This window comes from Methanosarcina subterranea (assembly GCF_055385895.1).
Map to the genome: position 1 here is coordinate 2,633,453 of NZ_AP042426.1, position 25,514 is coordinate 2,658,966.

Genomic DNA, 25,514 nt, shown 5'->3' on the forward strand with positions numbered 1-25,514 from the left:
ATCCAAATATAATATCAAGGGTTTTTGTTGACAAGAATGATTATTTGGGGAAATGGAACTATAGATCAATTCCCAAATTGAAATTTATAAGTTATATTTTTATCATCCCTAAACTCGTTAAGATCGAGATCGTTTTAACCCATAAGACGTGCAAAAATTCCATCGGTTTTGTAGGAATACTTCTCAGGCACTACGAAAACAGCTTCAACTGAGTTGTTTACTAATGCAAATACATTTATTCCAGCATTTTCAAGTTCAGTTATAGCAGAACCAACGGATTCGCAACTAACAGTGTAGCTTATGTTTTCGTTACCAAGTGTTTTTCCTATAATGTTCTGTTTATTGTCAAATTCGTTCATTACAAACACCCATGTAAAAAACTGAAGTCTTAACACATTACAATGATAATCTCAATGTATATTATCTTGTATATTTGTGCTAAATATAAGTAACTTTATCCAAGTAAAATAAAAATTTATAACAAAAATCGTGAAAAGAGTCTGGAGAATGGAAAAGCCTTCTGCAAATGGTAAATTAATATATTGCTTTTCCAATTCTCGCGCTAACCGCCTCAAGAAACGGCAGTGAATACATTTGAGTTCTTTACTAAGGTTGGCTTAGTTCCCACCTACTGTATTTTCACTGCCGTTTCAATTTCCTTTTCGTCCAATATTAAACTAAAATTTAACTTTCAGGTTTGGCCTTCCCCGCAAACCAGATCCCTATCGCTCCCAGCCCTATCAGCAGTGCAACAAACTGTATGAGCCAGCCAAGGAAAGGAATCTGATACACTATTGCAAATATGACCGCTCCGATAAGATAATATACCATTTTCCCTGCTTCTTTTTTGAATATCTTATTGTAAATCACTGCGCCCGCAAGCAGTTTGACAGGAACAGTAGCGATGAGTAATGCGAGCGAAAAAAGCAGGATCAGCAAGACAGACAGACTCCATCCGAAAACTGTAATTAGCAGGATTATAGAGAGCACCGGGACAAAAATGAGGAGCAGAAAGCCAACAAGTCCGGCTTTTAACGTTGAAAACCTCACAACTTTCGCAAGTTCTGTTACAAAAACCGGGAAAGTATAGATAAGGATAAAGCCCAGGGCAAGAGCTGCCAGTAGTCCCAGAATGAAAGAAAATATGCTGAAACCTTCAGATGCGCCTGCATACTGATTCTGTGCTCTGGTAGTTGTAATATTCAGATTTCCCCCTACATCATCCTCAAGGTCAGAAGGATAGTTTTCGGCTTCAAGTCCGAGATCTCCTCTAAGCTCAAAGTTCTCTCCTGTCCGGAGGGTTCCGGCAGAAACCGATCCATCTCCGTTGACGACCCCGTTAAGGGTTATTTCTCCTCCAGCCAGCAAAATATCTCCTTCAACCGTGCTGTCCTGTGAAAGAATAATCTGCCCTCCGGCCGCTACCAGGTCTCCACCGACATCCCCATTTACCCGGATAATACCTCCGGCTGCTAGAATGTTTCCTGAAATGTCTCCGTTGACAATCAGTTCTCCGCCGGCGCCGATGAAGTCATCCATAACATTTCCGTTTATCTCAAGCCTTGAACCTCCAAGCACAAGGTCCCCCTGGATATCCTGATCAATCCGAAGATTGTCTCCGCCACCGAAAGTGTTCCCTGAACTCGTGTGGATGAGGGAATTTTCTTCATCAATAGCTCCTGCCGAAAAAGGCAGTACAGCAAAAAGTATTATAAATAAAACAAGTAGTGATGATAGCTTCTTTTCCATAAACTCACCTTCTATAGTGTATAATAGAATATTTCCAGTAAACTGCCCGGATAGATATCAGGGTATTCTGGTTAACCTGGATAGATATCAGGGTATTCTGGCTAGTATATCCTGGTTTAATGTGTAAAGAGATAGGGATAAAGGGATATGAAAATTCGCTGGAAAAACTAAAAGGTGCTTAAAGGGAAAAAATATAGAAAAAACCTCCAATCCGCTCCCTGATCCTTATTGACAGAAGCTTTACCAGGAATTATCATGAACTCTTGAGACTTCGTATCTGGATCTTCCTGTTTTTTCTTCTGCCGGATAGCCAATTGCAATTGCCGAAAAAGGGATCATATGCTCAGGAATCTTAAGCAGCTCCCTAATTCCGGTGACAAGTTTTTCAGCCGGATAAATTCCTATCCAGACAGCTCCGAGACCCTGGTCGTGGGCAGCGAGTAACATGTTTTCGCTTGCAGCCGAGCAGTCCTGGACCCAGAAATCTTTAAATTTCGGAGCGTTCGGGTCTGCACAGATCAGTAATGCAGCTGGAGCGCCCTTCAACATCCTTGCATAAGGGTGCATTTCCGAGACCCTTTCAAGCAGATCACGCCTGTCCATTATGATAAAATGCCAGGGCTGTTCATCCCCTGCTGACGGTGCACTCATACCCGCTTTTAGAATATTCTCAATCATATCCCTGCTGACCGGATCCGGCAAATATTTCCGGATGCTCCTTCGGGTGAAAATCGCTTCCATTGTTTCCATAAATATTGCCCCCATTCGTTAATGTTGCATTATAATGGATAAAACTATTGATAACTAATTTATACCAAATTAATATATAAATTTGATAATATATATTATGATGCAGCAACCGAAATCAGGGATAAAGCTTTGATTTTACTCTTTACGGGTCTGGTGCTAGGGTTGGCGAGATTGAAAGATGCAGGCTAAAAAGCATTAAATCAACTTAATAGATTCACAATAACCTCTGACCTGCAAAAAGATTGTAGATTAAGGAGATCTCGAGCTAAAAAAGCGGCAGATGCTTTAAACCATTATACTGCAGGTAATTACTCTTACATTACGAGGCTAAAGAAGAAATCTAGCAGCGGAAAGTACAGGTAAAAAACCGATAGCAGGCCCCAGCCAATTGGGTCTTCAACATATTATCGAGCCCCTGACTATTTAAATTTTATCATTGAGAAGAGGACGAGTTGTTACAGTCTTTAGTTTAAAATATTTCTAGAGTTAAGTTAGAGAACGTTGCTAAGGATACTCTCTTAAACCCGCTAGGAGCGATATATGATAAAAGCCACCTGAATAGTTACACAACTCTGTTTGTTTGCGTATCTTCATAAACTATAAGGTGCAATAATATCTTGGGGTGAATAACTATGAATAAACTTATGGAAATAGTAGTTTATATCTTAGCAGTAATAGGACTTACTTGTGTTGTAAAGCATATACACATAATGCCTTGCGGAGAAGGTTGCTGTATGTGCGGCTGGCATAAAACAAAAGTAGAGGGGTCTAAAACAAAAGTAGAAGGACTTAAAACAAAAGTAGAAGGACTTAAAACAAAAGTAGAAGAGTTTAAAACAAAAATACACGGCGAAAAAAGAACTGGTTCAAGGTATGGTTCTGATCCGGTACGTTATTGAACCCGACAGCCATATTTGAAGGATTATTCCAGGCTTCTGGATATGATAATATTTTTGTGATGGGCTCTGCGGAGCCCTTTATAATTTTGCAAAAGAGCAAAAATGGCAGCGTGCCAATTTTTCTGTAAAATTACTTGTTTTAAGAAGTTATCAAATAGAAAACTCAACATTGGTAGACCGGTTTCGTGTACTGCGCACAAAAACTTGACCTCGAATTTACAGCAAATGTGGGACACTGCCGCAAAAATTACAACAATTATTGAGTCAGTATACCAATATTGTAGCCAAAAATATAAAAATTAAATTTTAATGTGAGCAATAGAGCCTTTAGACCTTTAATTTTCAAAATCTGCTCTTTAACAAAACCTTAAATCCCAAATTTCCTGCCGAATGATTCGGTAAAATCTAGCAGCGGGAAGTGCAGTACAAAACAAATAGCAGACCCCAGTCAATTAGGTCTTCAACATATTATCGGGCTCCTGACTATTTAAATTTTATCATTGGGATAAGGATGAGTTGTTATAGTCTTTAGTTTAAAATTCTTCTATATTTAAGCCAGGACATTGTTAAAAATACTCTTTTTAACCTGCTAAGAGCGCTATACGATGACAGCTCTATTTGTTTGCGTATCTTCATAAATGATAAGGTACAATAATATCTCGGGGTGAATAATTGTGCATCAATTTATGAAAGCAGCAGGTTATACCGTAGCAGCATTAGGTGTCGCTTATGTTGTAAAACACATGAAGCATCGCAAAGAAGGTTCGCGTGGGTGGCATAAAATAAAAGTAGAAGATGAGAAAAAGACTGGTTCAAGATATGGTTCTGATCCGGTCCGTTATTAAGCCCAGCAGCCATATTTAGAAGGATTATTCCAGGCTTCCAGGATATGATGGATATTTTTGTAGTGGGCTCTACGGAGCCCTTCAATATTTTGCAAAAGAGCAAAAATTACAACGACAATTGTTGGGTCAGTATACTAATATCGTAGCCAAATAATTTAAGAAAATAAAAATTAAGGAATTTTCTAAGCAGGTCTTAATAAAGGTGACTACGAAAAATTTATAGAGGCTGTTTTTCTAAGTCTGGATAACTACCACTTAACCTGCTCAATTACAGTGGTGCGATCTATAGTTTCCTGTGCAGCAGGGATTGAGATCATTTTCGTAGCTGAAAATACCATTCCATCTGATCCTTTATTGCTTATTTTTTTAGCAGGAACCCCTGCAATTGAAATCCCTTTTTCATAGAATGATTTGTTTACTACAGAATTTGCCCCAATTGCAATATTATCAGCAATTTCTATGTTTCCAAAGATTTTGGCACCCGGGCCAACATATACGTCGTTTCCTATTTTTGGCGCCAAAATAATGCTATCTCTACCAGATCCTATATTAGTACAGGCATGTATTCTGCAGTTCTCTCCAACTCTGGCAGCCTTATTTACAACGATAGTTCCTCTATGGACTATGCATAATCCAGGACCAAAAACATTTATCGGGATACTGAACCCGAGGTGGATGCTTATTCTGTGCAACCTGAAAAATAAATATTTTGAATACAGTTTATGAATTAAGGACTTTTGGCAGTTATTGTAATATTCAGCCTTTCTTAATAATCTCTGAAACTTCCATATATCATCACCGATTAGTTTAGGCCTTTTATAATTCTTGCCTAAAGATAATCTGTCTGCTTCAATGTATAAATCGTAATCCCTTTTTGATTTAATAATAGATATCCCCTCACCACATTATTATTTCTACAGTTTGAAGTCTCATACCTGGTTTCTCAGTTTAAGCGTACAAGTTCAAAAGTAAAAACCCAAAAATACTGAAGCCCGCTTTAATCTCACCCATTGAGAATTTCAAAATCGCTTTCGCGATCAGAAACTCATTGATCAATTAATACAAAATTCAATGTTTTACCTCTTTGAATTTTAAATACTTTTTATGATATTAACGTTTAACATTATTTAGAGTTGCTCAGTTTATAGAAACTTACGAATTAGATACTGATTTAAACACAAATTAATCTCGTAAATTAAGCTCGTAAATTGAGATTGTAAACTAAGCTCGTAAATTCAGTTTGGAGGCGTTAAATATTATTGTGAAATTTTTCCTTCTTTGTCCGGATATGAGAATCATCTCTTTGAAAACTATCCAAATTTGTAGCTTCTCGTAGCTGACCCCAAAGACTATATATTATAATATTTGAATATCTTTTGCAGTTACTTGTAAAATATGGTGACAGATATTATTAAATATTTACCCTTCACACTATTTATTATAAAACTTTATTTTAAATAATAGATTGATTAATAATAGTGTTAATAAATAGATATATTTCATCCTGATGCCTTAATTAAAGCCAGATAAATATTAAAGATAGATGATAAGAAGGCGAAAAACATCAGAAAACTCTAATTATCAGTATGCTACCTGAGGCAAGCATCCCATGGACTTAGTTTGCGTATTAATTTTTGAGCCCCTAAAACAGAACAACAATCTTTTTTCTCTGTCATCGCAGAGAATTTAATAAATTTCGTATTAAATCTCCTGTAACACTAACCAAAACTCCAGAGCCTGCTTCACAGGCACCTATCAATTATAACTCAGGAGAAACCAGTTATTGCATTATATTAAAAAATAAAAACGGATTTCATGCAGTATATTACATGAACCGTTCGAATCTTTCCTTCCTTGCCTTACAAATAGGACAGACTCCCGGAGCCTCGTCCATAGCACAGAGATATCCGCAAACCTTACATCTCCATACCGGTTTTGAAAGTTCCCCTGAAAATTCCATAGTATCCATCATCTCCGCTCTTGCAGCTTCCTCGGCTCTTATAGCTTCTCTTTCTTCACGAGGAGGGCGCCTCTCAGGAATTGATTCAACCCTTCTTTCTCCTCGGATGACATCGTCAGACACATAAAGTGCACAGTAACAGGCTCCGTAATCGTTCAGATCCGGATCCCGGTAATAACAGGGACAGATAATATCCAGATCCTCTTCTTTGTTGTTAGCAGACAGCCTGCATGGGCAGGACCAGTAACCGTAACGCGCCTCGTTGCCGAGCAGTCCCCGTACGAGGTCTTTTGTGAACTCTACGTCAGGGTTCAGGTGATAGCCTGACTTTTCAACCTCATTTCTCAGCCGCTTATAGACGATATCTACCTTTTCTTCAGATATGTCTTCTTCAGAAGCTTCCTCTTCTTTCAACTCAACTCCCCCTTAAAAGCCAAGGCTTTCCCGGATCTCTTTTTCTTTAAAACCCACAATTGCCTTTTCATCATTTATAATAGTCGTTGGGAAAGAAACTGAGGGGTTAAAACGCCTTAATTTCTCAACGGCGTCGTCTTCTTCATCTCCTTCGAGCCTGTCCACGTAAACGTACTCAAAATCCACACCCAGATCGGTGAGCAGTTTCTTTGTTTTTTTACACCATACGCAGGTGCTCAGCCCGTACATTACGACTTTACCCCTGTCAACTCCGGAAATATGGTTTCCTTTCTCTTTATTCTGGTTAAACAGATCCACTTAATAAACCCCCTGGCAATAATTAAATTAGCCGGCGTTTGATAGCGTTTTATTTAAGACAAAGTATTGCTCTGAAGTCCGGCAGTAAATAAAAAAACCTGCCAGATATTAGAATCTATAAACTCCTTATCAGAAAATGTAGGATAAAGTATATAAAATTGAGATATACTAAGGCCCTACTCACCGTACAGACTTCTTACCCTTTTCAGGGCCGGAATGTACTTGACTTGTTTTTCCTCTCACCAGAGATGCGAATACTCCGATAATGCAGAATATCGTAAACAGGATAAATGCATAATGCAGGCTCGAAATAAATTGGGGATAATACTCAGGTGTGATTTCTACCGGGCCGATGACAACCGCAAAGATCATCATTGCAATACCCATCGAGAGCATCTGGCCAACTAGCCTCATAGTCCCGTTCATTCCTGATGCAACGCCGTAGAACTTTCTATCAACCGAGCTCATGATAGCATTCGTATTAGGGGATGAAAAGAGCCCGAAGCCTGCGCCGAGTATAAGGAGGATGATAACCAGGTACCATATGGGAGTCTCATCTGTGAGGAAAATAAGGAGAAAAAGCCCAAAAGAAGTGATTGCCATCCCTGCAGATGCAACAATGCGCGGCTCAATCCTGTCAGAGAGCCTCCCGGCAATTGGCGAAATCATAGCCTGGACAACCGGCTGCGCTACAAGGATCATTCCAGCATGTCCCGGCGTGAATCCTTTTGTGTACTGGAGATCGAGGCTCAAGAGAAAGGTCACTGCAAAAGTTGCACTGTAGTTAATAAGCGCAGATAAGTTCGAAAGGGCAAAAACCCGGTTTTTTGTGAGGAGCCTGATGTCAAGAACAGGAAAAGGTACCCGCATTTCATAAAGAGCAAAGACGATCATCCCGACAATTCCGGCTGCTATGAGAACAGCCCCTTTAACATCAGGAAGAATTGAAAACCCATACATAAGAGCAACAATTGCCACGCTGTAGACGATGGATCCTGTCAGGTCGAATTTCTCTCCTTTGCACTCAAGCCAGTCACCTTTCAGCTTCCAGAGAATAAGAAGAACAGCTATGATGCCGATAGGAACATTTACAAAGAAAATGCTCCTCCAGCCGAGATAATGCGTCATCATGCCGCCAAGGAAAGGACCAAGAGAAAGCCCCAGGTAGACTGCAGTAATATAAATCCCGAGAACTTTTCCGCGCTCTCCGGGCGGGAAAACAGAAGTAAGGATAGCAACCCCGGTCCCGAAGATCATGGCACTCCCCAAGCCCTGGAAAATCCGGATTCCGATAAGCATTTCAGTTGAAGTTACCATGGTCATTAACAGGGACGCAAGACTGAAAATAGCAATGCCGTAGAGAAATACCTTTTTCCTTCCGTAAATATCTGCAATTTTTCCGAACGGGACAAGAAAAACTGCTGAAGATAGGAGGTACGCGGTTGCAACCCAGGAAAGGTCGATCGCGTTCATGTGAAATTCCGCGCCGATTGTAGGCAGGGCAATATTTACTGCCGACCCGTCAAAGGGTGTGATAAATCCGGAAAGTATCGCGATCAGGAGTACGACTCGTTTTTCTGCAGTAACGTCAGGACTATCAGCAGTACGACAGATTTCCGGAATTTCAGCAGATGATCCGGTTTTTCTCATTTCTTTTACCATATATATCACTGATCAGAAGAGCATAATTTCCTATCTGGAGAGTCTGGAAAGATTGCAGCAGGTTTATCATGGGATATGACTTTAAGCAGTAATACTTTTCCTCAGGATATTTTCATCAATGTTGGCTAATCAAGAAACTTAGTATAACCTGCTTGTTATTAAATATTGTACCATTCAACCGGATTTTGAACAAAACCTCAGATTACTGAATGCCGATTGTATAAGTTATGAATGAAAAAACAGGACTCTTTGACCCGGAAAATAAACCTGAGTTTTTTAAAATCTGATAATTTATATCAATCCCTATCAATCTGTTGATATCATTCCAAGGTCCCCGAAAATAGCATCCTTAGATTTTACCCCTACTCTAAAATAATCTAAATTCAATGTGCCAGCCAGATAAACATTTTTACATTTTCCCTTAATTTAGAAAGCCCGTTTTTAGATTTTTTACTTTTGGCTTTTCAGCAGTTTTTCATGTTGTTTTCTCTTCCTTTTTTTCGCGGGAAAGTTTCCTCTCCTGCGTCGAGCATGACAGGAACGACTCATTATAGTGAATAAGGTTGCACGGGTCAGAAAATTTGTAATCTAATCCTTTTTAGGACTCTTGAGCAAAGATCACTGCTATAACCCATAAATTAGTCCTCTTGAGCGAAGCGCAGCGGAGCGAAAAGGACCGCGTACTCCCGAGGCGCAATTCGGGCGAGGCGCAATTCGGGCGAGGCGCAATTCGGGCGAGGCGCAATTCGGGCGAAGCGCAATTCGGGCGGGATAGAATAATCGATCAAAATGAGAAAAGCAAATTAAGTTATATAAGTAAAATAAACTTATCCTAAGGGCAGATTAAAAGCTTTTTCCGGTTGGTAAAAGTAAATCTTAAAAACTTGGAAAAGCAGCAGGATAGCGAGATAAGTAGTAATAAGAAAAAATAAATGGACTATTTCACAAGTTAAGACAACAAGATTAAGCCCGGGGCAATGAGATTAAGTTTATAAGATATTAATGATTAAGGGATTCGACTAGGTTTACACAGATATTATAGAGGTCATAGACTTACAATGAATGAAATCATTACCTGGATACTGATTGTACTTTGCCTGACACAGTCTGCTATTTTTTCAGGGCTGACGATCGGTATTTTCGGCCTTGGAAGACTGAGGCTTGAGATTGAAGCCGAAGCAAATAATAAAGATGCAATTAAAATCCTGCAGGTCCGGCGTGATTCCAATTTCCTGCTTACGACTATGCTCTGGGGGAACGTAGGCGTAAATGTACTTATTGCTCTGCTTACAGATTCCGTAATGGCAGGAACCTCAGCTTTTCTCTTCTCTACCTTTGGTATTACCTGTTTCGGAGAGATTGCGCCTCAGGCTTATTTTTCCAGAAACGCGCTTGCGCTTGGGGCAAAGCTGACTCCTCTTGTCCGCTTTTACCAGATGCTGCTCTATCCGGTTGCAAAACCGACAGCTCTTATTCTTGACTGGTGGCTTGGCAGAGAAAAACTTGAGCTTTTCAGGGAGCAAGCTATGAGGATCATGCTCGAAAAGCATATAGAATCAGGAAAGTCCGATATCGGCACTTTTGAAGGGATAGGAGCCCTGAACTTTCTTTCCATTGATGATGTCAACATTTCTGACGAAGGCTCCATAATAGACCCAAGAAGCATCATCTCTCTTCCTGTAGAAAATAACCGTCCAGTTTTCCCTTCATTCAAAAGGGAACCTTCCGATCCTTTCCTGCAGAAAATAGAAGCATCAGGAAAAAAATGGGTAATCGTCACCAACCCGGCAGATGAGCCTGTAATGGTGCTCGATGCGGACGGCTTCCTGAGGGATGTAGTCTATAAGAAAGGCCCCTTCATTCCGTTTTCTTACTGCCATTTCCCTGTAGTGGTAAAATCTCCCAAAACCAGGCTTGAAAAAGTAATCCGGCAGTTCAAGGTATATCCGCAGTACCCGGAAGATGATGTAATTGACCAGGACCTCATTCTGTACTGGGGCGAAGAAAAACGTATAGTAACAGGGTCGGATATCCTGGGCCGTCTGCTCCGCGGAATTGTGGTAGAATGTGAACTGGGATCGGGGTGTGAGATACCTGTTCCTCCTTCACAGTCCGGAATCGTCAGAAGGACAGTTTTGAGGAAAGGAAAGAGAGGAGAAACCAGAGAGTCGAAGAAGAAGTAACAAAAAGGTCACTAAAGAGGAAATCTTTAGTGAGTTTGAGGCAGCTTTTGCTATTTGTTTTTCTTTAAAAATTCCGATGGCAAGTGGCAGGTAAGATCAATATGAATATGCTGAAAACACGGAGGCTTCTTTTCGTTTTACCTCCTTTTTCTCAGGAATTTTTTCCTTTGTTTCTCTTTTCAAAAGAATAGGAAATTCAAAGGTATTACAATGCAGTTTTGCCTGAGTTTAACAGCAGCGAATCTTCTTTGCCCATGCCCCTGATCCTTCTCATCCCCTTACCTTTCTCATCAACAGTTAATTTTCCTTTCCTGCTTTGAAAAAGATTCTTCCGTGAGGTTTAAAGGGCTCATAGCTTGTTTCAGGAGACCTGTGCTGTAAATAGTTTTAAATTATAATCCATCCAATACCTGAAAAATGTCTTATTTCTTTGAAATAACCGTTGTCCTTGTTCTTATCGCACTCAATGGCATCTTTGCCATGTCAGAATTTGCCCTTGTCTCAGCCAGGAAAACCCGCCTCAGGCAACGGGCGGAAGAAGGAGACATACGGGCAGCTGCTGCACTTAAACTCGCCAGTGAACCCACTCCGTTCCTCTCGACAATCCAGATAGGAATCACCCTGGTGGGTATCTTTGCCGGTGCATTTGGTGGAGCCACAATAGCAAAAGGACTGGCGAGCTATCTTCGAGAATTCCCTGCTCTCGCTCCGTACAGCAGTGCGCTCAGCATCACTCTTGTAGTACTCTTAATCACCTATCTGACCTTAGTCTTTGGAGAACTTGTTCCAAAGCAGCTTGCACTTAATAACGCGGAAGCAATTGCCTCTCGCGTTGCAAAACCTATGTTCTTTTTTTCTCTCATAGCAAAACCACTGGTACTTATTCTAAGTAACTCAACCGAGATCGTGCTCCGGCTAATGAGGGTCCGGAAGGTAACCGGGCCGCCGGTAACAGAAGAAGAAATCAAGATTATGATTGAGGAAGGAACCGAAGCTGGAGTATTTGAAAGAGCCGAACTGAGTATGATAAAAGGTGTTTTTGATATTGGTGACCGCCGCGTTGAGTCCCTGATGACGCATCGCACTGATATTATCGCGCTCGATTTGAGCGATCCTGCCGATGAGAACCTGCGGAAGATGATTGGAAGTGGTCGATCCAATTTTCCGGCATACGAACGAGATCTGGACAATATTGTCGGTATGGTATCCGTAAAGGATGTCCTGGCAAGACTTGTTGAAGGCAGTCCCGCCGATATTAGAGACTCGGTCACGAAACCGCTCTTTGCACCAGAAGCTATTACGGTCCTGAAACTCCTTGAATCGTTCAAGGAAACCGGCGTACATGTTGCCCTGATAACTGATGAATATGGAAGTGTCCAGGGCATTATTACCCTGCATGATATTCTTGAAGCTATAGTGGGTGATGTCCATACCCTTGGCGAGCCGGTAGAAACCCAGGTGGTGGCTCGAGAGGATGGTTCCTGGCTTATCGACGGGGACACACCCATTGAAAATTTAAAGAAATTCTTATCCGTGGATTCCTTTCCAAGAGAGAAAGAGGGGTATTACCGGACTATTGCCGGGCTGATCCTGTTCATCTTGCAGCGGATCCCTAAAACAGGAGATCATATCGAATTCAGGGGGCTGCGCTACGAGGTAGTTGATATGGATGGCAATCGAATAGACAAAGTGCTGGTCATGCAAATTCCCACTTCAGGAAAGATAGAAGAAAACACAGAGCAAAAAAGAAGCAAAGAGTAAAAGTCAAAGAACAAAAAAGAGTGATTATAAAAAAGAAATAAAGGTAAAATGAAGTAGAGGTCACTCTTTAGTTACTCTTTCTCTTTAGTTACTCTTTATATGCAGGGAAGGTCACAACACCAATTTCCTGAAGAGGCGAGCCCACTGCAAAGTGGTAGAGGTCCTGGTACTCAAGCCCTTTAAGCCCAAGAGTTTCGTGCAAAGGGTCGTCGAAAAAACATCCTATCCCGCAGCCCCTGAAACCGCAAGCTTCTGCTTCAAGATAAAGTAGCTGTCCCAGGATTCCGCATTCCCAGAAAAGATAAGGGTACATCCATGAGCCGGACGTTTTCAGAGGCTCTTCGAACTCAGAAAGCATACAGGCAGTAAAACAGGCATCTGCCGCCTTTCTCTGCGCACATGAAAGCTGGGCTGCAAAATTATGCAGTTCCTCTTCCACAAGCATGTAAAGTTCAAGATCATAAGGGCAGCTTTCAGGCTTTTCCCACAAAAAATCCGACCTGAAAGCGGTTTTAAACTCCTCCTTTTCTTCGGGCTTCCGCAGGAAGATATAAAGACCGGGAAGAAGCCCCTTTACCCTGTTTACAAAAAGGAGGAGGTGTGCAAAGGGCCCGAAAGCAAGCGTCTCGAAAAACGGGTTTTTATCTGGAAGGGTTTTCCGTAATATGCCGTAGAAACTCTCTTCGTCCATGTAAGCACTGTTATTCATTTCCAGGGCACTTCTCCGCCTGTGAATCACACTACGGAGAGGGACTGTATCCAGACCTGAATGAATTTTGTAGCCGGAAATTGTCCCGGATAAACCTGTAGCTCGTCTTTCAGGCTTTAGTTCCGGTTTTCTTTCATTGATATGGGAAGTTTCTTCCTTTCTGGTTATTGAAGCAGCCTTTTCAATGGCAGCCCATTCTACATGTGCAGGGCTCAAACGGTTCGGAACCCCGTTCCAGGAAAACTTTTCAAAATCAGGAAGTGCAGATGAAGAAATCTTGCCTGACGGACATTCCTTTCCTGCAGGATAAACTGCAAGCAGACAGGCAGGATCCTCTTTTTCAGGGCCCTGTCTTCCGGAAACGCCCAGAAGTTTTGCTATGTCCTCTGAACCCATATCCACAAGAAGGCGTGTTCTCCAGCCAAGTCCTGCTGCAGCAAAGGTAAGGGCAGCAATGGCATGTCCGAGGTCATGGTTTGCATACCTGAAAGCCCGGATGCCATATTTCCACGCAACCCGCCAGTAAATTGAAGTAAGCCCTATGAAAAATGTGCCTTCCGGAAATCCCGAACTCATCTTTTCCCAGGTTTCCCTGGAAAATTCTGCTCTTAATTCGAGGGCATGCGGCAAAGGAGAATAATGGCATACCGAAGGTTTTTCCAGAAGTTCCGGGACCGGACCGGAAATAAGGTAAACCTCTGTTGGGTGAAGGTTTCCGCTTGAAGGATTGATGCGAAGAGTCCATCTTGCCCCCCCTGATTTTTTCCATACTGAAAGAGCAAAGCTATCAAAAAAAAGTTGAGAAATGTTATTCCTGTTCAGCCCCGAAGGCTCCAATTTCTCCGGAGAAAATACTTGTTCATAGGCAGGAAAAAGTTCGGACCTTATATCTTCTTCACTCCAGGTATCGAGCTTTAGAACTGGAACTCCCTTGTAGTTCAGAAAAGGGTCTGGCTTTATCTCCATTTCAAGAAGTCTAGGACCGGGAGCATAGGCTTTAAAGCCATGCTTGCTAGCCTGATGATAAGACAATATAGATTCAATTTCTTCGTTCATAAAAGGGCACCAGCTTTTTACTATCTCATAAGTTACTATCCCATAAGTTACAATCTGGAGATTATGGCTTTTACTGATAGCCGTTAGATTGCATTTTCAGATCCATTGTTTGAACTTATAACTCGCAGTTTACATTCGGGCTCAAAATCTATGGCTCGCTGTTTGTAGAAATTATACATTTCGAAGATTATACGTTTCGAGGATTACACATTTCGAAGACTATACGTTTCGAAAATTATGTCTTCGAGGTATCATACTTTCAAGATATCATGCCTTCAAGGTACCATGCTTCACATTTAGAGGAATCATGTTTTTTTCAGGGCTTTAAGGACGGCTTTTCCAAAGGCTTCCGCACTTTTAGGGTCTCTTCCTGTCACCACCTTGCCCGAAACTACAACATCACTGTCTTTATAGACAGCCCCATGCTCCTTAAGTTCGTTTACGGTATCCGGGCTATTAAAAACAGTGCTTTCTTTACCTTTCAGAATGCCTGCTCTTGCCAGAACAACAGGAGAAACACAGATTGCAGAAATCACTATTTTCAAAGAGTCTGCTTTTTTTACGAGTTCGCGTAGATACTGGTTGTCCCAGAGAAACTTTCTTGAGCCCGGTCCTCCGGAAATGACAATTGCATCATAATCTGCAATCCTGGCTTCGGATATCCTGAGATCAGGTTTGATCGTCCCTCCCAGCGTCCCTTTTGCAGTTTCCGTAAACTCGGCTGCGACCGTAACCTTTGCCCCTGCAGCTTCAAATATCTGCTTTGGAACAAAGCATTCTTCGTCCCTGAACTGCTCCTGAGCAATAACAAGCAAAATCCTTTTACCTTTATATTCGGGTTCTGTCATCTGGCTACCTTCCTTTAAATGTAAAATATAAAAAGCAAGATTTCTGGTTATCCACACTGAAAATCAATACGGGCTGAAGAAAGATAGATTACTGAGAGACAGGATTTCATGTCTCGTATCGAATCTTTCAATATATCTGAAAAGACCGGACCCAAACACTGATATTGGTTCCTTCAACTGCACAATACTGGTTTCCTTACCTGAGAATTGAAGTAGAAATGCAGTCTTACTCAGATATTCATTAACTCAGATACTAATTAAAGAACACTGCAGTAACCCTACCCATGTAAGAATATATTCTTGAAGATATAAAGGGATGTCTTTTAGAAATAAAAGATTTTTATGGGAGAATTAAAGGTTCAAAAATTCCAGGTTAAAACAAGATTTAGTGGAATTGCCAGATCCAGCGAAATTGCCAGATTCAGCGGAGTTTATATATTTAATAATCATCTGCTATTAAATATCTGAATATATTAAACATTCTTCATTGGTCATCGGTTAAGGAAAAATCGTTATCACTTGCATTGATTTTCATAAAATTTGTTAAATTATTCATCAAATGCAAAACTGGAATCTGATATCGATTTCAATTTAAACACTAAACATTTGGGTTTGAGTTTTTCCGTCGAAATCGAGATCCGCGGCTCAAAATCCTTAACCGAATACAAATGAAACATTCTTTAATTAAATTCCTGATACCAGAAGATATATTCCTGCTGAAATGCCTGCCCCAGCAAAGGTTGCAACAAAGTTTACTCCACTGTTTGAGAGCAGCCCTCTCTTTTGGAGAGTAGCCCCGAGAAGGCTGTCTACGTTTGTTCCAAAAAAGCCTCCTGCAGTTGTAACAAGGACTGAAAGCAGAAGGTCGTCAGATATCCCAAGAACATAGCCTAACACGCCTATGATTGCAGAACCGAAAATTGCAGCAAGTTCGCCAAGTGGGGAAACAGCCCCATCGGCTCCGGGTTCCGAAAGCTTGAGAGTTGTGATCATTCTGGGCCTTCCTTTTGCCGTGGTTCCGATCTCACTTGCTAGAGTATCGCCCGTAGCGGTTGCAACAGTACCCATATAGGCATAAATAATCGGAAGGCCCTGTTCCGGAAAGATGCCGTATGCTACTGCCAGAACAAGGGCTGCGGTACTGTTCGAGAATACGTTTTCATAACTCCTGATTCCGTCTTTTGCCTGAGCAATGCCGATTGATTCCTTGTATGCATACTTGTACCTGGTAAACCCGCCTCCCAGGATGAAAAAAGTAAGCAGAAGCAAAAACCACTGAAACTCGCTAAAAACAATTATCAGGACTCCGAGAAGGGCAGCACTGAGAAGGGCAGAAACGTCGGCAATTTTAGCTCTGTAAGCCAGCGCGCCCAGGAAAAGGGAAAAGGCAAGAGCTACAAGCATTTTCTCAGGAGGCACCCAGTACCTGAACTCCTCAAAAATCCACATAGTCATCCCCGCCCCTACAGGCACCGGGATATTTCGGTCTATCTTTGAAGGAATGGACTCAAAAAGTGAGCCTGTAACTGCTCCAATAACAGCTATGAAAAAGATAAAGTTATATGAGACTGGAAGCTCCTGCCAGTAGACGATCCAGCTTGCTGCAAGAAACGCCGCAATAATCCTGAGCGCAAGAAAAATCGAACTCCACATTAATGAAAAACTTTTCTTTTTCATCCTGCTTCTTTTGGATTCTAAATCAGCTGTGAAACCCCTTTCCGAAAAAAAAGAGCTGTGATTTCCTACAGCTGCAACTGCAAAGGCGGCAAGGACTATATAAAATGGGAATGTGTACGATAGGTCTTTAGTAACTGCAGAAACAAGCAGCATCAGTGTAAGGGAAAAAGAAAGGCTGACTGCATCCCTGCTGCAGGAAAGAAACTTTCCGGAAAACCTCAGTCCCAGGAAAAGGATAAGAGAAAGAAGGAGGAGGAGATCTACCCCTGCAAAAGGAGCTATCAGAATAAGCAGGAGATACAGTATATGCATCACGGGAATTCCGTGAAAGGAACACCCATTTTCGAGAAGGGGGGTAGCTCTGTTCATTATAGGACATCTTTTGTTTTTTATTCTTCCTGAGAAGCTACATAGAATAGGCTTTTCTTTATAAATAGATAGTTGTTTTTCCTTCAGACAAGTGTTTAAAAATGAAACAAGACTTAAAAATATTTATATATTATTAACTTAGGCTCGGAAAACTTTTCGCGTCAACTCTGGCGGTTATTCAAAGGGCGGAGTAACTTTTTGCCATCAATTTTACTCCACGTACACTTGCTGCTAATTTTTTATCTCAGAGAGTATTTTTCACCTGCGATCAAGAGAAAGCTTTTCGCGAATCTTTTTTAAGTAGTTTTCGGTCTTCTTTTGCTATAAGAATCATATGGTTAAGGATAAGTGTATTAGCAAGCAGACAGATAATTATTGCAGTTAACAAATCCAGAATGGTTGAGATCTAACTTGAATGGTTGAGATCTAACTTGAATGGTTGGGATCTAACTTTACTCTTGTTGTGAGGGGAAAATAATGAAAAACTATGACCTGATTGTGATAGGTACGGGTTCCGGAATGAACTATGTGAACTCTATTATCGATTCGAACCCAAAGATAAAAGTAGCTGTTATAGATAAGGACGATCCCGGGGGGATCTGTCTGACACGAGGGTGCATCCCTTCAAAACTTCTGCTTTACCCTGCAGAGCTTATCAGGGAACTTGAGACAGCTCCGCTTTTCGGGATCAAACTCGAGATAAAAGATATTGACTTTCGCATGATTATGGAGCGGATGCGCAGGAATATAGGGGAAGACATCGAGATGGTAAGGCAAGGGTTAACCGAAGGTACTTACCTTGACTATTATCCCGAACCTGCCGAATTCGTTTCTCCGTATACTCTGAAAGTTGGAGAAGAAACTCTTCACTCCGAGATGATCTTCCTGTGCACTGGCTCAAAGCCTGCAGTCCCACCTGTTAGAGGGCTTGAAGAAACCGGCTATATTACAAGCGATACTGTGCTTGAACTCAACGAATGCCCGAAAAGCCTTGCCATTCTCGGAGGAAGTTACATAGGAGCCGAGTACGGACACTTTTTCTCAGCCATGGGAACTGAAGTCACGGTTATAGGGAGAAATTCGCATTTCCTTCCCCAGGAAGAACCTGAAATCTCCGAACTTGCCAGGATAAAGATGTCGGAATATATGCGTATCCTTACAAATCACGAAGCTATAGAAGTCAGAAAAGAAAATAACGGGCAAAAAACGGTTATTGCAAAGGAGAGGGATTCGGGAGAAGAGACCAAAGTTACTGTAGACGAGATCCTCGTAGCAACAGGCAGAGTCCCGAATACTGACATTCTCCACCCCGAAAGGGCAGGAATTAAGACAGATATCCAGGGCTGGATTTTAGTTGACGAGTATCTTGAAACATCCCAGCCGAATATCTGGGCTTTCGGAGACGCAAACGGAAAATACCTGCTCAAGCATGTAGGAAACTATGAGTCCGGAATAGTTTACCTCAATGCGATCATGAAAGAAAAAGTGAAGGCAGACTATCATGCCGTACCGCATGCAGTGTTCTCCTATCCGGAAATTGCAGGCGTAGGGATGTCAGAAAAGGAAGCCCTTGAGGAATACGGTGAAAATAGGGTAGTCATCGGCTTTAAGCTCTTTGAAGATACGGCAAAAGGAGCTGCTATGGAAGCCAGAGATTATTTCGTGAAAGTTATCCTGGACAGCCTGGAAGAGAAAATCCTGGGCGCCCATATTATAGGTCCTCATGCCTCGGTTCTGATTCACCAGATAATTCCTCTCATGTATACGCCATCGAGAAGTGCAAAGCCAATTATACGCAGCATGGACATCCACCCATCTCTCAGCGAAGTCGTCACCAGAGCCTTTTATTCCAGGCTGTCCCCTGAACACTACCATCATGTTATGAAGCACATTGGGCTTGAGGACTGAAAAGCTTGGTTTTAAGGTTAAAATCTCAGTTTTAAGGCTAAAAACCGCTGAGAGGACGAATCAAGTACTGAAAGACGGACCACCAGACAAACCGGTGGGGCGTTCTATAGTCTTTAGATTGAAAATTGACTTCCGGAGCTAAAGAAAGTGTTTTCAGGGCTTTAAGCCCTGTATGTTAAAGCCCACTCCGGCTTTTCCGGCGGGTTTTTCTCCAGCATTTCTCTCCATTTTTCATCGGTCAGTCGGTCGGACATGGGCTGTTTGAATTCGTAATAACTCATAACCGGCCCTGCAGCCAGGAAAATCCTGCCGTCAGGAAGCTTATAAGCCACAATCACCATATCCACGTACCCTGTCCCTTCCTCAAGCACGAGTTCGTCATTTGGTTCCGTGTGGACATCTGCAACAAGAGTAGTTTTCCTGGCTTCTTCGTCGGCATCCACGCTCATTTTGATAATTTCTCCAAACTCGAAGATGTAATATTTGTCCTCTTCCGTAAGTTCCTCATTTTTAAGTTCCTTTTCGGAAATCTCGATAAGTTTTTCCAGGACGCTCTCGAGGCTTTCAAATCTTCTTCCTGTATCTTCATCAAGAGCATCCATTTCTTCAAGCCCGTCTGCAGTCATCCGGGTAAGAGCAAGCAGCCGGTTATAGCATTCGGGTACAGGTTCCACATATCCCACGGGTTTATCGCCAAATACAGGAAGTTCCTCCTCAATTCCATAACTTTGCTTGGCATAGAGAATCGTATCGTGCCTGAGCTCAGTCCACGAGGCTAGAGAGGTGCATAATTCCTTATCCTGCCAGGCATCGGTTTGCATAAAGGTCGGGTAGCCTGAATCGTAGTCCTTCAGGAGGGGCTGGAGAGAATAGAGCCAGGACCAGTAGAGGTTCCTGTTCCAGTCGGCTGCGCTGAAATTCGAAAACTCCGAATCAAGTTCATTGTATCGGAGACTGTAATTTTTGTAGCTGGAATCATTCAATTCGTCAAGCCAATAAACGGCCCTCTCCGAACCCAGAAGCGCCATAGCATCAAGCCCGCGAGGGAAACCCCTGTTGTTTCCGTATTCGGAATATCTATAGGTAAAAGGCACATGTTCCTGATTTCCTATGTATTCATTAGTATAAGGACCGGTAAGCCTGAAGAATATGTAAGAGTCCGGGATAAAACGCTGGCCCATAAACCTGAAACCTTTCGTATCCTCAAGGAGTTCATCGGCCTGCTCAGCTGTTAGAATAATCTCATGGGTTCCACTTCCTGTGCCTCCGTAGATCTCCGGGCTCCGGTACCCGGCAAGTTCTACTTTCAGTTCTCCCATCGTTGTTGTGTTAAAATTCCTTGACCCGTTTCCAAATACTGTCTCCATCGCCTCCATATATTCGTAAGGTCCAAGATCGTCAGAGGCACCAACATAAAATGCAGTAATGGCATAGAGCCGGTCCCATTTCTGAAGAAGATCCTGGTTTTCTTCAAGCCGGGATGTGATCAGGCTCGCCTGTATGGTCTGTATGCGAGCTTCCTTTTCCGGGTCTTCGGCCTGGATCAATTTTCCCTTAAGCAACATGCTCATCCTGCCGTGCCACATAAAGGCCTTAAAGTAATTCTTCAGGATTTCGGAGCGGGTATAGTGGCCTCTTGGCACGTACTGAGAATAATCTTCTTTATAAAGGAAAGTCGGAGAGGGAGCAAAGCCTTCGTGAGTTTCGATAAGGCTTAGTTCAGCTTCGACATCATCTTTTATAAACGCAGGGATCTCAAACTGATACTTTTCCTTTGCTGCTGGATCAAAGTATGTTCCAGCCTCCGGGTCGTAAGGATCTTTTATATCCTTTATCTGTTCTTCTTCTGGCTGGAGCAGGTTTAAAGCAACTGTGAAGTAGGCTGCATTTCTTCTTGCAGCTTCCTTTTCTTCCCCTGTTGCGCTGTTATAGTCCTCTAAGGATGCGTTAAGCAGTGAATTATCAAGCTCCCATAAAAGGTCGTACAATTCATTTTGCTCGACCTGGCTCATGCTATCGTCAAACTGGACGTGATAGAGATGAAGAAGAGTATCCGAAGTTATGAAAATCAGCTGTCCTTCGTTTCCAAGTCTGTTATACATAGCAGTGATATCTTCTTCCTCCGGATTATAAGGGTTGGATATCACCACAAATCCATTTTCCTTCAGCTTCTCCAGGGCTGCCTCATCTGTCAAAAATCTCTGCGAAAACTCTTCGTAATTCATAATATCCGATTCTTTCAGGGGCAGGTCATACTGGGGAACTTTTAGCTCTATATTCAGGGCTTCAAGCCTGTAGTTTCCCACAAGAGAGGAATTTACTGCTTCAAAACCAGAAAGATTTACTGCTTCGGTTTTCAAATAACCTGTCGAAGAGCTTCTATCATTGTCCACTTCTTCTTTCTGTTCTGTCCCGTTCTCCCCGCTTAACATGGAACTTTGCTCCAGGCATCCTCCTGTAAAAAGGGAGACTAAAAAAATAAGAAATATCAAAAGAGTTACAACTGTCTGAGTTCGATTCTTCATTATTTCATCTCGGTCGCTTTGGATCAGTGTGTGATTAGAGCTTTGCTCGCTCAGAAAGGTGGGGTTTTACCTTCTAAGTCCAGGGTTCAGATTATTCCTGTTTTGCAACCGAAGACCTGTATATGGGGTCAAACATTTTAAAAAATTATCTTTTCCATATGTTATTCTCATTACAATATTTCAATCTATTCAAAATCCGGTTAAGTGTGGTCCAGCTAAAAAATTTGATAAATAAAAAGCTGAAAGAAATAAAAGTTGCCTAAAACATACTTTCCCAAGAACATCTCATTCAAGGCTTATCTTACACCTATTGTACAGGTTTTTAATCTTCTTTCAGGATTTTGCTTCTTTTTTGACTGGCCGTCAGACAGACTGGCGTGAGCGACCTATAATGTTGAATTAAAAACGGTTTTGGGGGTCAAGGTAAACATTTTTCGGGCCAGGTAAAGCGTTTCTCTATAGAATCGGTTTCTTCATTAACCTTATCGGTTCACCGCTTTATTTCCCTTACCCTGGCGGCAGGCTCTCTATAGCTTTATGCAGTTATTTCTTTATCAGGTCAAAAACCCACCTGCTAACGCCTGGAGCAACATTTCCGGTGCGCCTGTAAAATTCAACCTCGAGCCCCATTTTATCGTACTCTTCAACCAATTCCGGGATCTGATTCTCGGTTTTGAAAGTGTAAAAGTGGATATAGCCTCCCTTTTTTATAAGCCCTGAAACCTCACCAAGAAAATGGTCCATGCCGTAAGGAGTTGGCACAATTGCTCTGTCAAACCCATTTTCCGGAACCTGGAAACCTGCAGTTTCTTCTGGCCCGGAGCAGGCAGGTACATGAGAAAAAATTGTACCCTCGGTCTCAACTGCGTTTCCGATCTTATTATCAGGCTTTAAAGGATCCTGACGGCGGTTTAAATAACCCGGATGGTGAAGAACGCATTCAGCATCTCCCTGAATAACGATCACCTGTCCCTCAAGCCTGTTCAGCCGAACATTTTCTCTCAGGCAGGCACAGGCGTCAGGGTTTATTTCAATTGCATAGACCATTGACCCTTTTCCTGCAGATGGGAGAACAAAGGGCCCCACTCCTGCAAAAGGGACAAGAACATATTCACCGGGAAGAACTTTTGAGGCTATACGTGCTCTTTCCCAGTAAAGCCTGGGATTGAAAAAAACTTTCCTTACATCCATTCTGTAAACGTAGCCGTTTTCCCTGTGAAAGGTTTCTGCAGATTCCCCTGAAAGAAGCTCAAAGTGAGCCACCCTGCGCTCCCCCTCAAGCTTGCTGATTTTATTAAGCACAGCTCGTGTATTGCCTCTCATTGAAAGAATTTTCGAGACAATAGCCTCTCTATAAGCTTCAAGCTCCGAGGGAATTGAAATTACTGCAACGTCCCCTACATAGTTAAAGCGTTTTGGAACCAGGTTGAGCAGGGGTTCTTCAACTATTCCTCTCATCGCATCTCGCAGGGTCATTCTATCTCGAAAACTCATTCCATCATGCCTCTCTCGGAAAGATCAGGTACCTTTCATTCGTTCAGGTTCTTTCTCAGGATAATTAATTATTCAGGCATCTCATCTTTCCAAACATTTATTATATTTCGCTTTCAATCTCTAACTTTCAGTCTATTAAGTGCGTTATAAGTTGCGTTATTAGTTGTGTTTTTTTCTGTTGAAAGACAGTGCAAGATGTACAGAGTGATCAAGAGAATTGAAGTATCAAGTTAATTGAAGTATCAAGAGAATTGAAGTATCAAGTTAATTGAAGTAAAAAATAGAAATTACGAAAAAAGAGAATTCAGATTGCAAAAAAATAAAAGAGTCAAAATTATATAAATAAAAGGGTTGAAATTACAAAAGCTACAAAATGAAACAGAACCTGAAAAAAAAAGAAGTGAAAAAGAGATACAAGTTGGTCCTGAGTACACACAGGAAAATTAGATGAAAATAGTTATAGAAACTCCCAAATACAGTTTTTCGAAATACCGAAAAACAGAAAACGGATATGAAAGAGTTTTCTTTTCTCCCCTGCCCACCATCTTTAATTATGGTTTCATAGAAGGCACAAAAGGACCTGACGGCATGGAAGAAGATGTTGTCGTGCTAGGACCCCGCCTGCCCAGGGGAAGCACCTTTGAAAGAGAAGGTTTTGACGGGATTGTAAGGTTCCTTGACGATTCCATTCGGGATGACAAGAGACTGATACATATCAGCGGCTTTTGCTCTCCATCCTTGCTGGCTTTCTATTTCAGGCTTTATGCCCTTTTCAAAATCTTTCTATATGCTTTTCGTGAGGGAAAAATTACAAAATGTCGGTTTGAAGGCATTCTACTAGAAAAATGAAACTGATTTAGATAAATTAAGCTGCTGCTTTAGTTTCTCTTTTTGTTTCGAATATTGCTTGCGAATCTGAAAACTAAACCATAAAATGTTTTCAGCTTAGATCTTCTATAGTTCTCTATATTGTGAGACTTTTAATATTTTTTAATGTCATCAAAAATTTATCATTCTTCTCCGGATGCAGTCAATCAAAAAAAGCCATAAAAGAGTAAAAAAGTCTTAAGATTTAAGTTGGAGATTAGATTATAAAAGCTACAACCCATTTCTTTACGTTCTAATCTCCGGTAAAACACCTACTAATATGCCTTGTCATGCTCGAATTCAGGCAGGGATTTCTTTTGCCAGGATATAAGCGACCATTCCAGAGTTTAACTTGCTTTCCCTTGAAACCTTTTTCTCAATCTCTTCAGTGGCTTTACCTTCGATTTTCATATTCTTAATCTTTTCAATTATTGAAGAGGGAATTGAGTAATATTCGGTTATATCTTTCCTGTGCCCCCAGACATCTCCTTCGATAAGCTGGACTCTCTGCATCTGAAGGAACATTTCTATGGATTTTGAGACCGTACGCATGTATGATTTAGGTAACTGGATTACCTCAATCTTCGGGCATGTTTCAACTAGTCCAAAGATGTCTTTGTTTGAAGGTCTGAAAGCCAGGTGAACAAGACGCTCATTTGGATTTAATGTAAAGATTTCTTCTCTCGAACTAACCACTCTTATTCTCATATTTTTTCTCCCCACTCTTAAGTTCTTTTTTGATTGTACTTTGATATAATGCACACATACTTACTATAAATAGTTATTTCATTAAACTAATATTATTTTGATAGTATTCCGAAGATCCTAATCATATTAGATTTACCAAATTGATCTAAAAAAGCCAAAAATGGAATAAAAATGGTTTTTTCAAATTATTCTTTCCATTTTTACTTTAATTTCCACTCTCTTTCATATTACAGTTTCTTATAATTATTGGCACAACTATTTTTAATTGTGATTTATTTCAGCTTCAGGTTTTAATGAGACTTTCTTCTTTTCTATTTTTAAGTTCATTTGAAATTCTCAAAAATCTTACTTTTACTTATTAGTTTTTTGTGTCTAAATGTAGTGTCTGTGCAAAGGTCCGCTTGATCCTTTTCACTTACACAAGTTTTCTCAAATTATAGAATTTCTACGGCTGCAAGATTCAGAAGATAAGATATAAAAGGTATCATTAAGTGCAGTATAAATTAATTATAAAATATTGAGTAAAAAGAAGACGGAAAACGAATAGGAAGTAAGGAAAAGTTATATTCAACAGCTATAGCTTCAACAGCGTGGATTTTACTTTTAGTTCTCGTTTTTCTACGGCATCGGCAGCTCCTGTACGAAGTAATCAGCTCACGGTAAATGAAACTCAGATCACAACTAATGCATCAGATCAGTACAATCCTGCGATCTACGGTGACAGGATTTCGTTGCGCCAATCTAGTATGGATCAATTGGCGCAACGAAAAATTGGATCTCTACATGTACAACCTTTCTACTTCCAAGGAAAC

Annotated in this window: 19 protein-coding genes; 6 read left to right on the forward strand and 13 right to left on the reverse strand. The window is 41.3% G+C overall.

Annotated features, from left to right (window positions below; genetic code table 11):
* Positions 1-134: 134 nt before the first annotated feature.
* The 3 genes from ACZ5A8_RS11650 to ACZ5A8_RS11660 all read right to left on the reverse strand — a co-directional run bounded on the left by ACZ5A8_RS11650 (position 135) and on the right by ACZ5A8_RS11660 (position 2,499).
* Positions 135-359 (reverse strand): hypothetical protein, encoded by a 225-nt coding sequence (locus ACZ5A8_RS11650; protein ID WP_464529183.1) that lies wholly within the window; start codon positions 357-359, stop codon positions 135-137.
* 325 nt (positions 360-684) lie between these two features.
* Positions 685-1,749: a DUF8173 domain-containing protein gene (locus tag ACZ5A8_RS11655; protein WP_464529185.1), complete on the reverse strand. Its 1,065-nt coding sequence runs from the start codon at positions 1,747-1,749 to the stop codon at positions 685-687.
* A gap of 240 nt (positions 1,750-1,989) precedes the next feature.
* Positions 1,990-2,499, reverse strand: coding sequence for a nitroreductase family protein (locus ACZ5A8_RS11660; protein ID WP_464529187.1), 510 nt, complete (start codon positions 2,497-2,499; stop codon positions 1,990-1,992).
* Positions 2,500-3,131: 632 nt separating this feature from the next.
* Between ACZ5A8_RS11660 and ACZ5A8_RS11665 the strand changes: the two genes are divergently transcribed.
* Together ACZ5A8_RS11665 and ACZ5A8_RS11670 are read left to right on the forward strand one after the other, a co-directional pair.
* Positions 3,132-3,398: a hypothetical protein gene (locus ACZ5A8_RS11665; RefSeq protein ID WP_322221558.1), complete on the forward strand. Its 267-nt coding sequence runs from the start codon at positions 3,132-3,134 to the stop codon at positions 3,396-3,398.
* Between the two features lie 674 nt (positions 3,399-4,072).
* Complete coding sequence (locus ACZ5A8_RS11670) at positions 4,073-4,243, forward strand: hypothetical protein (RefSeq protein ID WP_229390244.1); 171 nt, start codon at positions 4,073-4,075, stop codon at positions 4,241-4,243.
* A 248-nt stretch (positions 4,244-4,491) separates the two neighbouring features.
* On the opposite strand, the gene ACZ5A8_RS11675 is transcribed toward ACZ5A8_RS11670, so the two are convergent.
* The 4 genes from ACZ5A8_RS11675 to ACZ5A8_RS11690 all read right to left on the reverse strand — a co-directional run bounded on the left by ACZ5A8_RS11675 (position 4,492) and on the right by ACZ5A8_RS11690 (position 8,597).
* Positions 4,492-4,935, reverse strand: coding sequence for a serine O-acetyltransferase (locus tag ACZ5A8_RS11675; RefSeq protein ID WP_464529189.1), 444 nt, complete (start codon positions 4,933-4,935; stop codon positions 4,492-4,494).
* 1,133 nt (positions 4,936-6,068) lie between these two features.
* Positions 6,069-6,617 (reverse strand): ferredoxin-thioredoxin reductase catalytic domain-containing protein, encoded by a 549-nt coding sequence (locus ACZ5A8_RS11680; RefSeq protein ID WP_322221223.1) that lies wholly within the window; start codon positions 6,615-6,617, stop codon positions 6,069-6,071.
* 12 nt (positions 6,618-6,629) lie between these two features.
* Positions 6,630-6,935, reverse strand: coding sequence for a glutaredoxin family protein (locus ACZ5A8_RS11685; protein WP_464529191.1), 306 nt, complete (start codon positions 6,933-6,935; stop codon positions 6,630-6,632).
* 180 nt (positions 6,936-7,115) lie between these two features.
* Entirely contained in the window at positions 7,116-8,597 is a 1,482-nt protein-coding gene (locus ACZ5A8_RS11690; protein ID WP_464529193.1) for an MFS transporter, read from the reverse strand.
* Between the two features lie 1,058 nt (positions 8,598-9,655).
* Here ACZ5A8_RS11690 and ACZ5A8_RS11695 point away from each other — a divergent pair.
* Together ACZ5A8_RS11695 and ACZ5A8_RS11700 are read left to right on the forward strand one after the other, a co-directional pair.
* Positions 9,656-10,780, forward strand: coding sequence for a DUF21 domain-containing protein (locus ACZ5A8_RS11695; protein WP_464529195.1), 1,125 nt, complete (start codon positions 9,656-9,658; stop codon positions 10,778-10,780).
* Positions 10,781-11,197: 417 nt separating this feature from the next.
* A complete protein-coding gene (locus ACZ5A8_RS11700; RefSeq protein WP_464529197.1) occupies positions 11,198-12,541 on the forward strand; it encodes a hemolysin family protein in 1,344 nt (447 codons plus the stop codon).
* Positions 12,542-12,629: 88 nt separating this feature from the next.
* Here the strand turns inward: ACZ5A8_RS11700 and ACZ5A8_RS11705 are convergent, their stop codons facing one another.
* The 3 genes from ACZ5A8_RS11705 to ACZ5A8_RS11715 form a co-directional block, all read right to left on the reverse strand.
* Positions 12,630-14,306, reverse strand: coding sequence for a nitroreductase family protein (locus ACZ5A8_RS11705; RefSeq protein WP_464529199.1), 1,677 nt, complete (start codon positions 14,304-14,306; stop codon positions 12,630-12,632).
* A gap of 305 nt (positions 14,307-14,611) precedes the next feature.
* Positions 14,612-15,154 (reverse strand): DJ-1/PfpI family protein, encoded by a 543-nt coding sequence (locus tag ACZ5A8_RS11710; RefSeq protein WP_464529201.1) that lies wholly within the window; start codon positions 15,152-15,154, stop codon positions 14,612-14,614.
* A gap of 684 nt (positions 15,155-15,838) precedes the next feature.
* Positions 15,839-17,200, reverse strand: coding sequence for a TIGR00297 family protein (locus ACZ5A8_RS11715; protein WP_464529203.1), 1,362 nt, complete (start codon positions 17,198-17,200; stop codon positions 15,839-15,841).
* Between the two features lie 477 nt (positions 17,201-17,677).
* Between ACZ5A8_RS11715 and ACZ5A8_RS11720 the strand changes: the two genes are divergently transcribed.
* Entirely contained in the window at positions 17,678-19,108 is a 1,431-nt protein-coding gene (locus ACZ5A8_RS11720; protein WP_464529205.1) for a dihydrolipoyl dehydrogenase, read from the forward strand.
* A 161-nt stretch (positions 19,109-19,269) separates the two neighbouring features.
* On the opposite strand, the gene ACZ5A8_RS11725 is transcribed toward ACZ5A8_RS11720, so the two are convergent.
* Positions 19,270-21,633, reverse strand: a complete 2,364-nt coding sequence (locus tag ACZ5A8_RS11725; RefSeq protein WP_464529207.1) for a DUF3160 domain-containing protein — start codon at positions 21,631-21,633, stop codon at positions 19,270-19,272.
* Between the two features lie 543 nt (positions 21,634-22,176).
* A complete protein-coding gene (locus ACZ5A8_RS11730; RefSeq protein ID WP_464529209.1) occupies positions 22,177-23,127 on the reverse strand; it encodes a class I SAM-dependent methyltransferase in 951 nt (316 codons plus the stop codon).
* 447 nt (positions 23,128-23,574) lie between these two features.
* Between ACZ5A8_RS11730 and ACZ5A8_RS11735 the strand changes: the two genes are divergently transcribed.
* Positions 23,575-23,976, forward strand: a complete 402-nt coding sequence (locus ACZ5A8_RS11735; protein ID WP_464529210.1) for an inorganic diphosphatase — start codon at positions 23,575-23,577, stop codon at positions 23,974-23,976.
* A 318-nt stretch (positions 23,977-24,294) separates the two neighbouring features.
* Here the strand turns inward: ACZ5A8_RS11735 and ACZ5A8_RS11740 are convergent, their stop codons facing one another.
* Positions 24,295-24,702, reverse strand: a complete 408-nt coding sequence (locus ACZ5A8_RS11740; RefSeq protein WP_464529212.1) for a DUF1699 family protein — start codon at positions 24,700-24,702, stop codon at positions 24,295-24,297.
* Between the last annotated feature and the right edge of the window lie 812 nt (positions 24,703-25,514).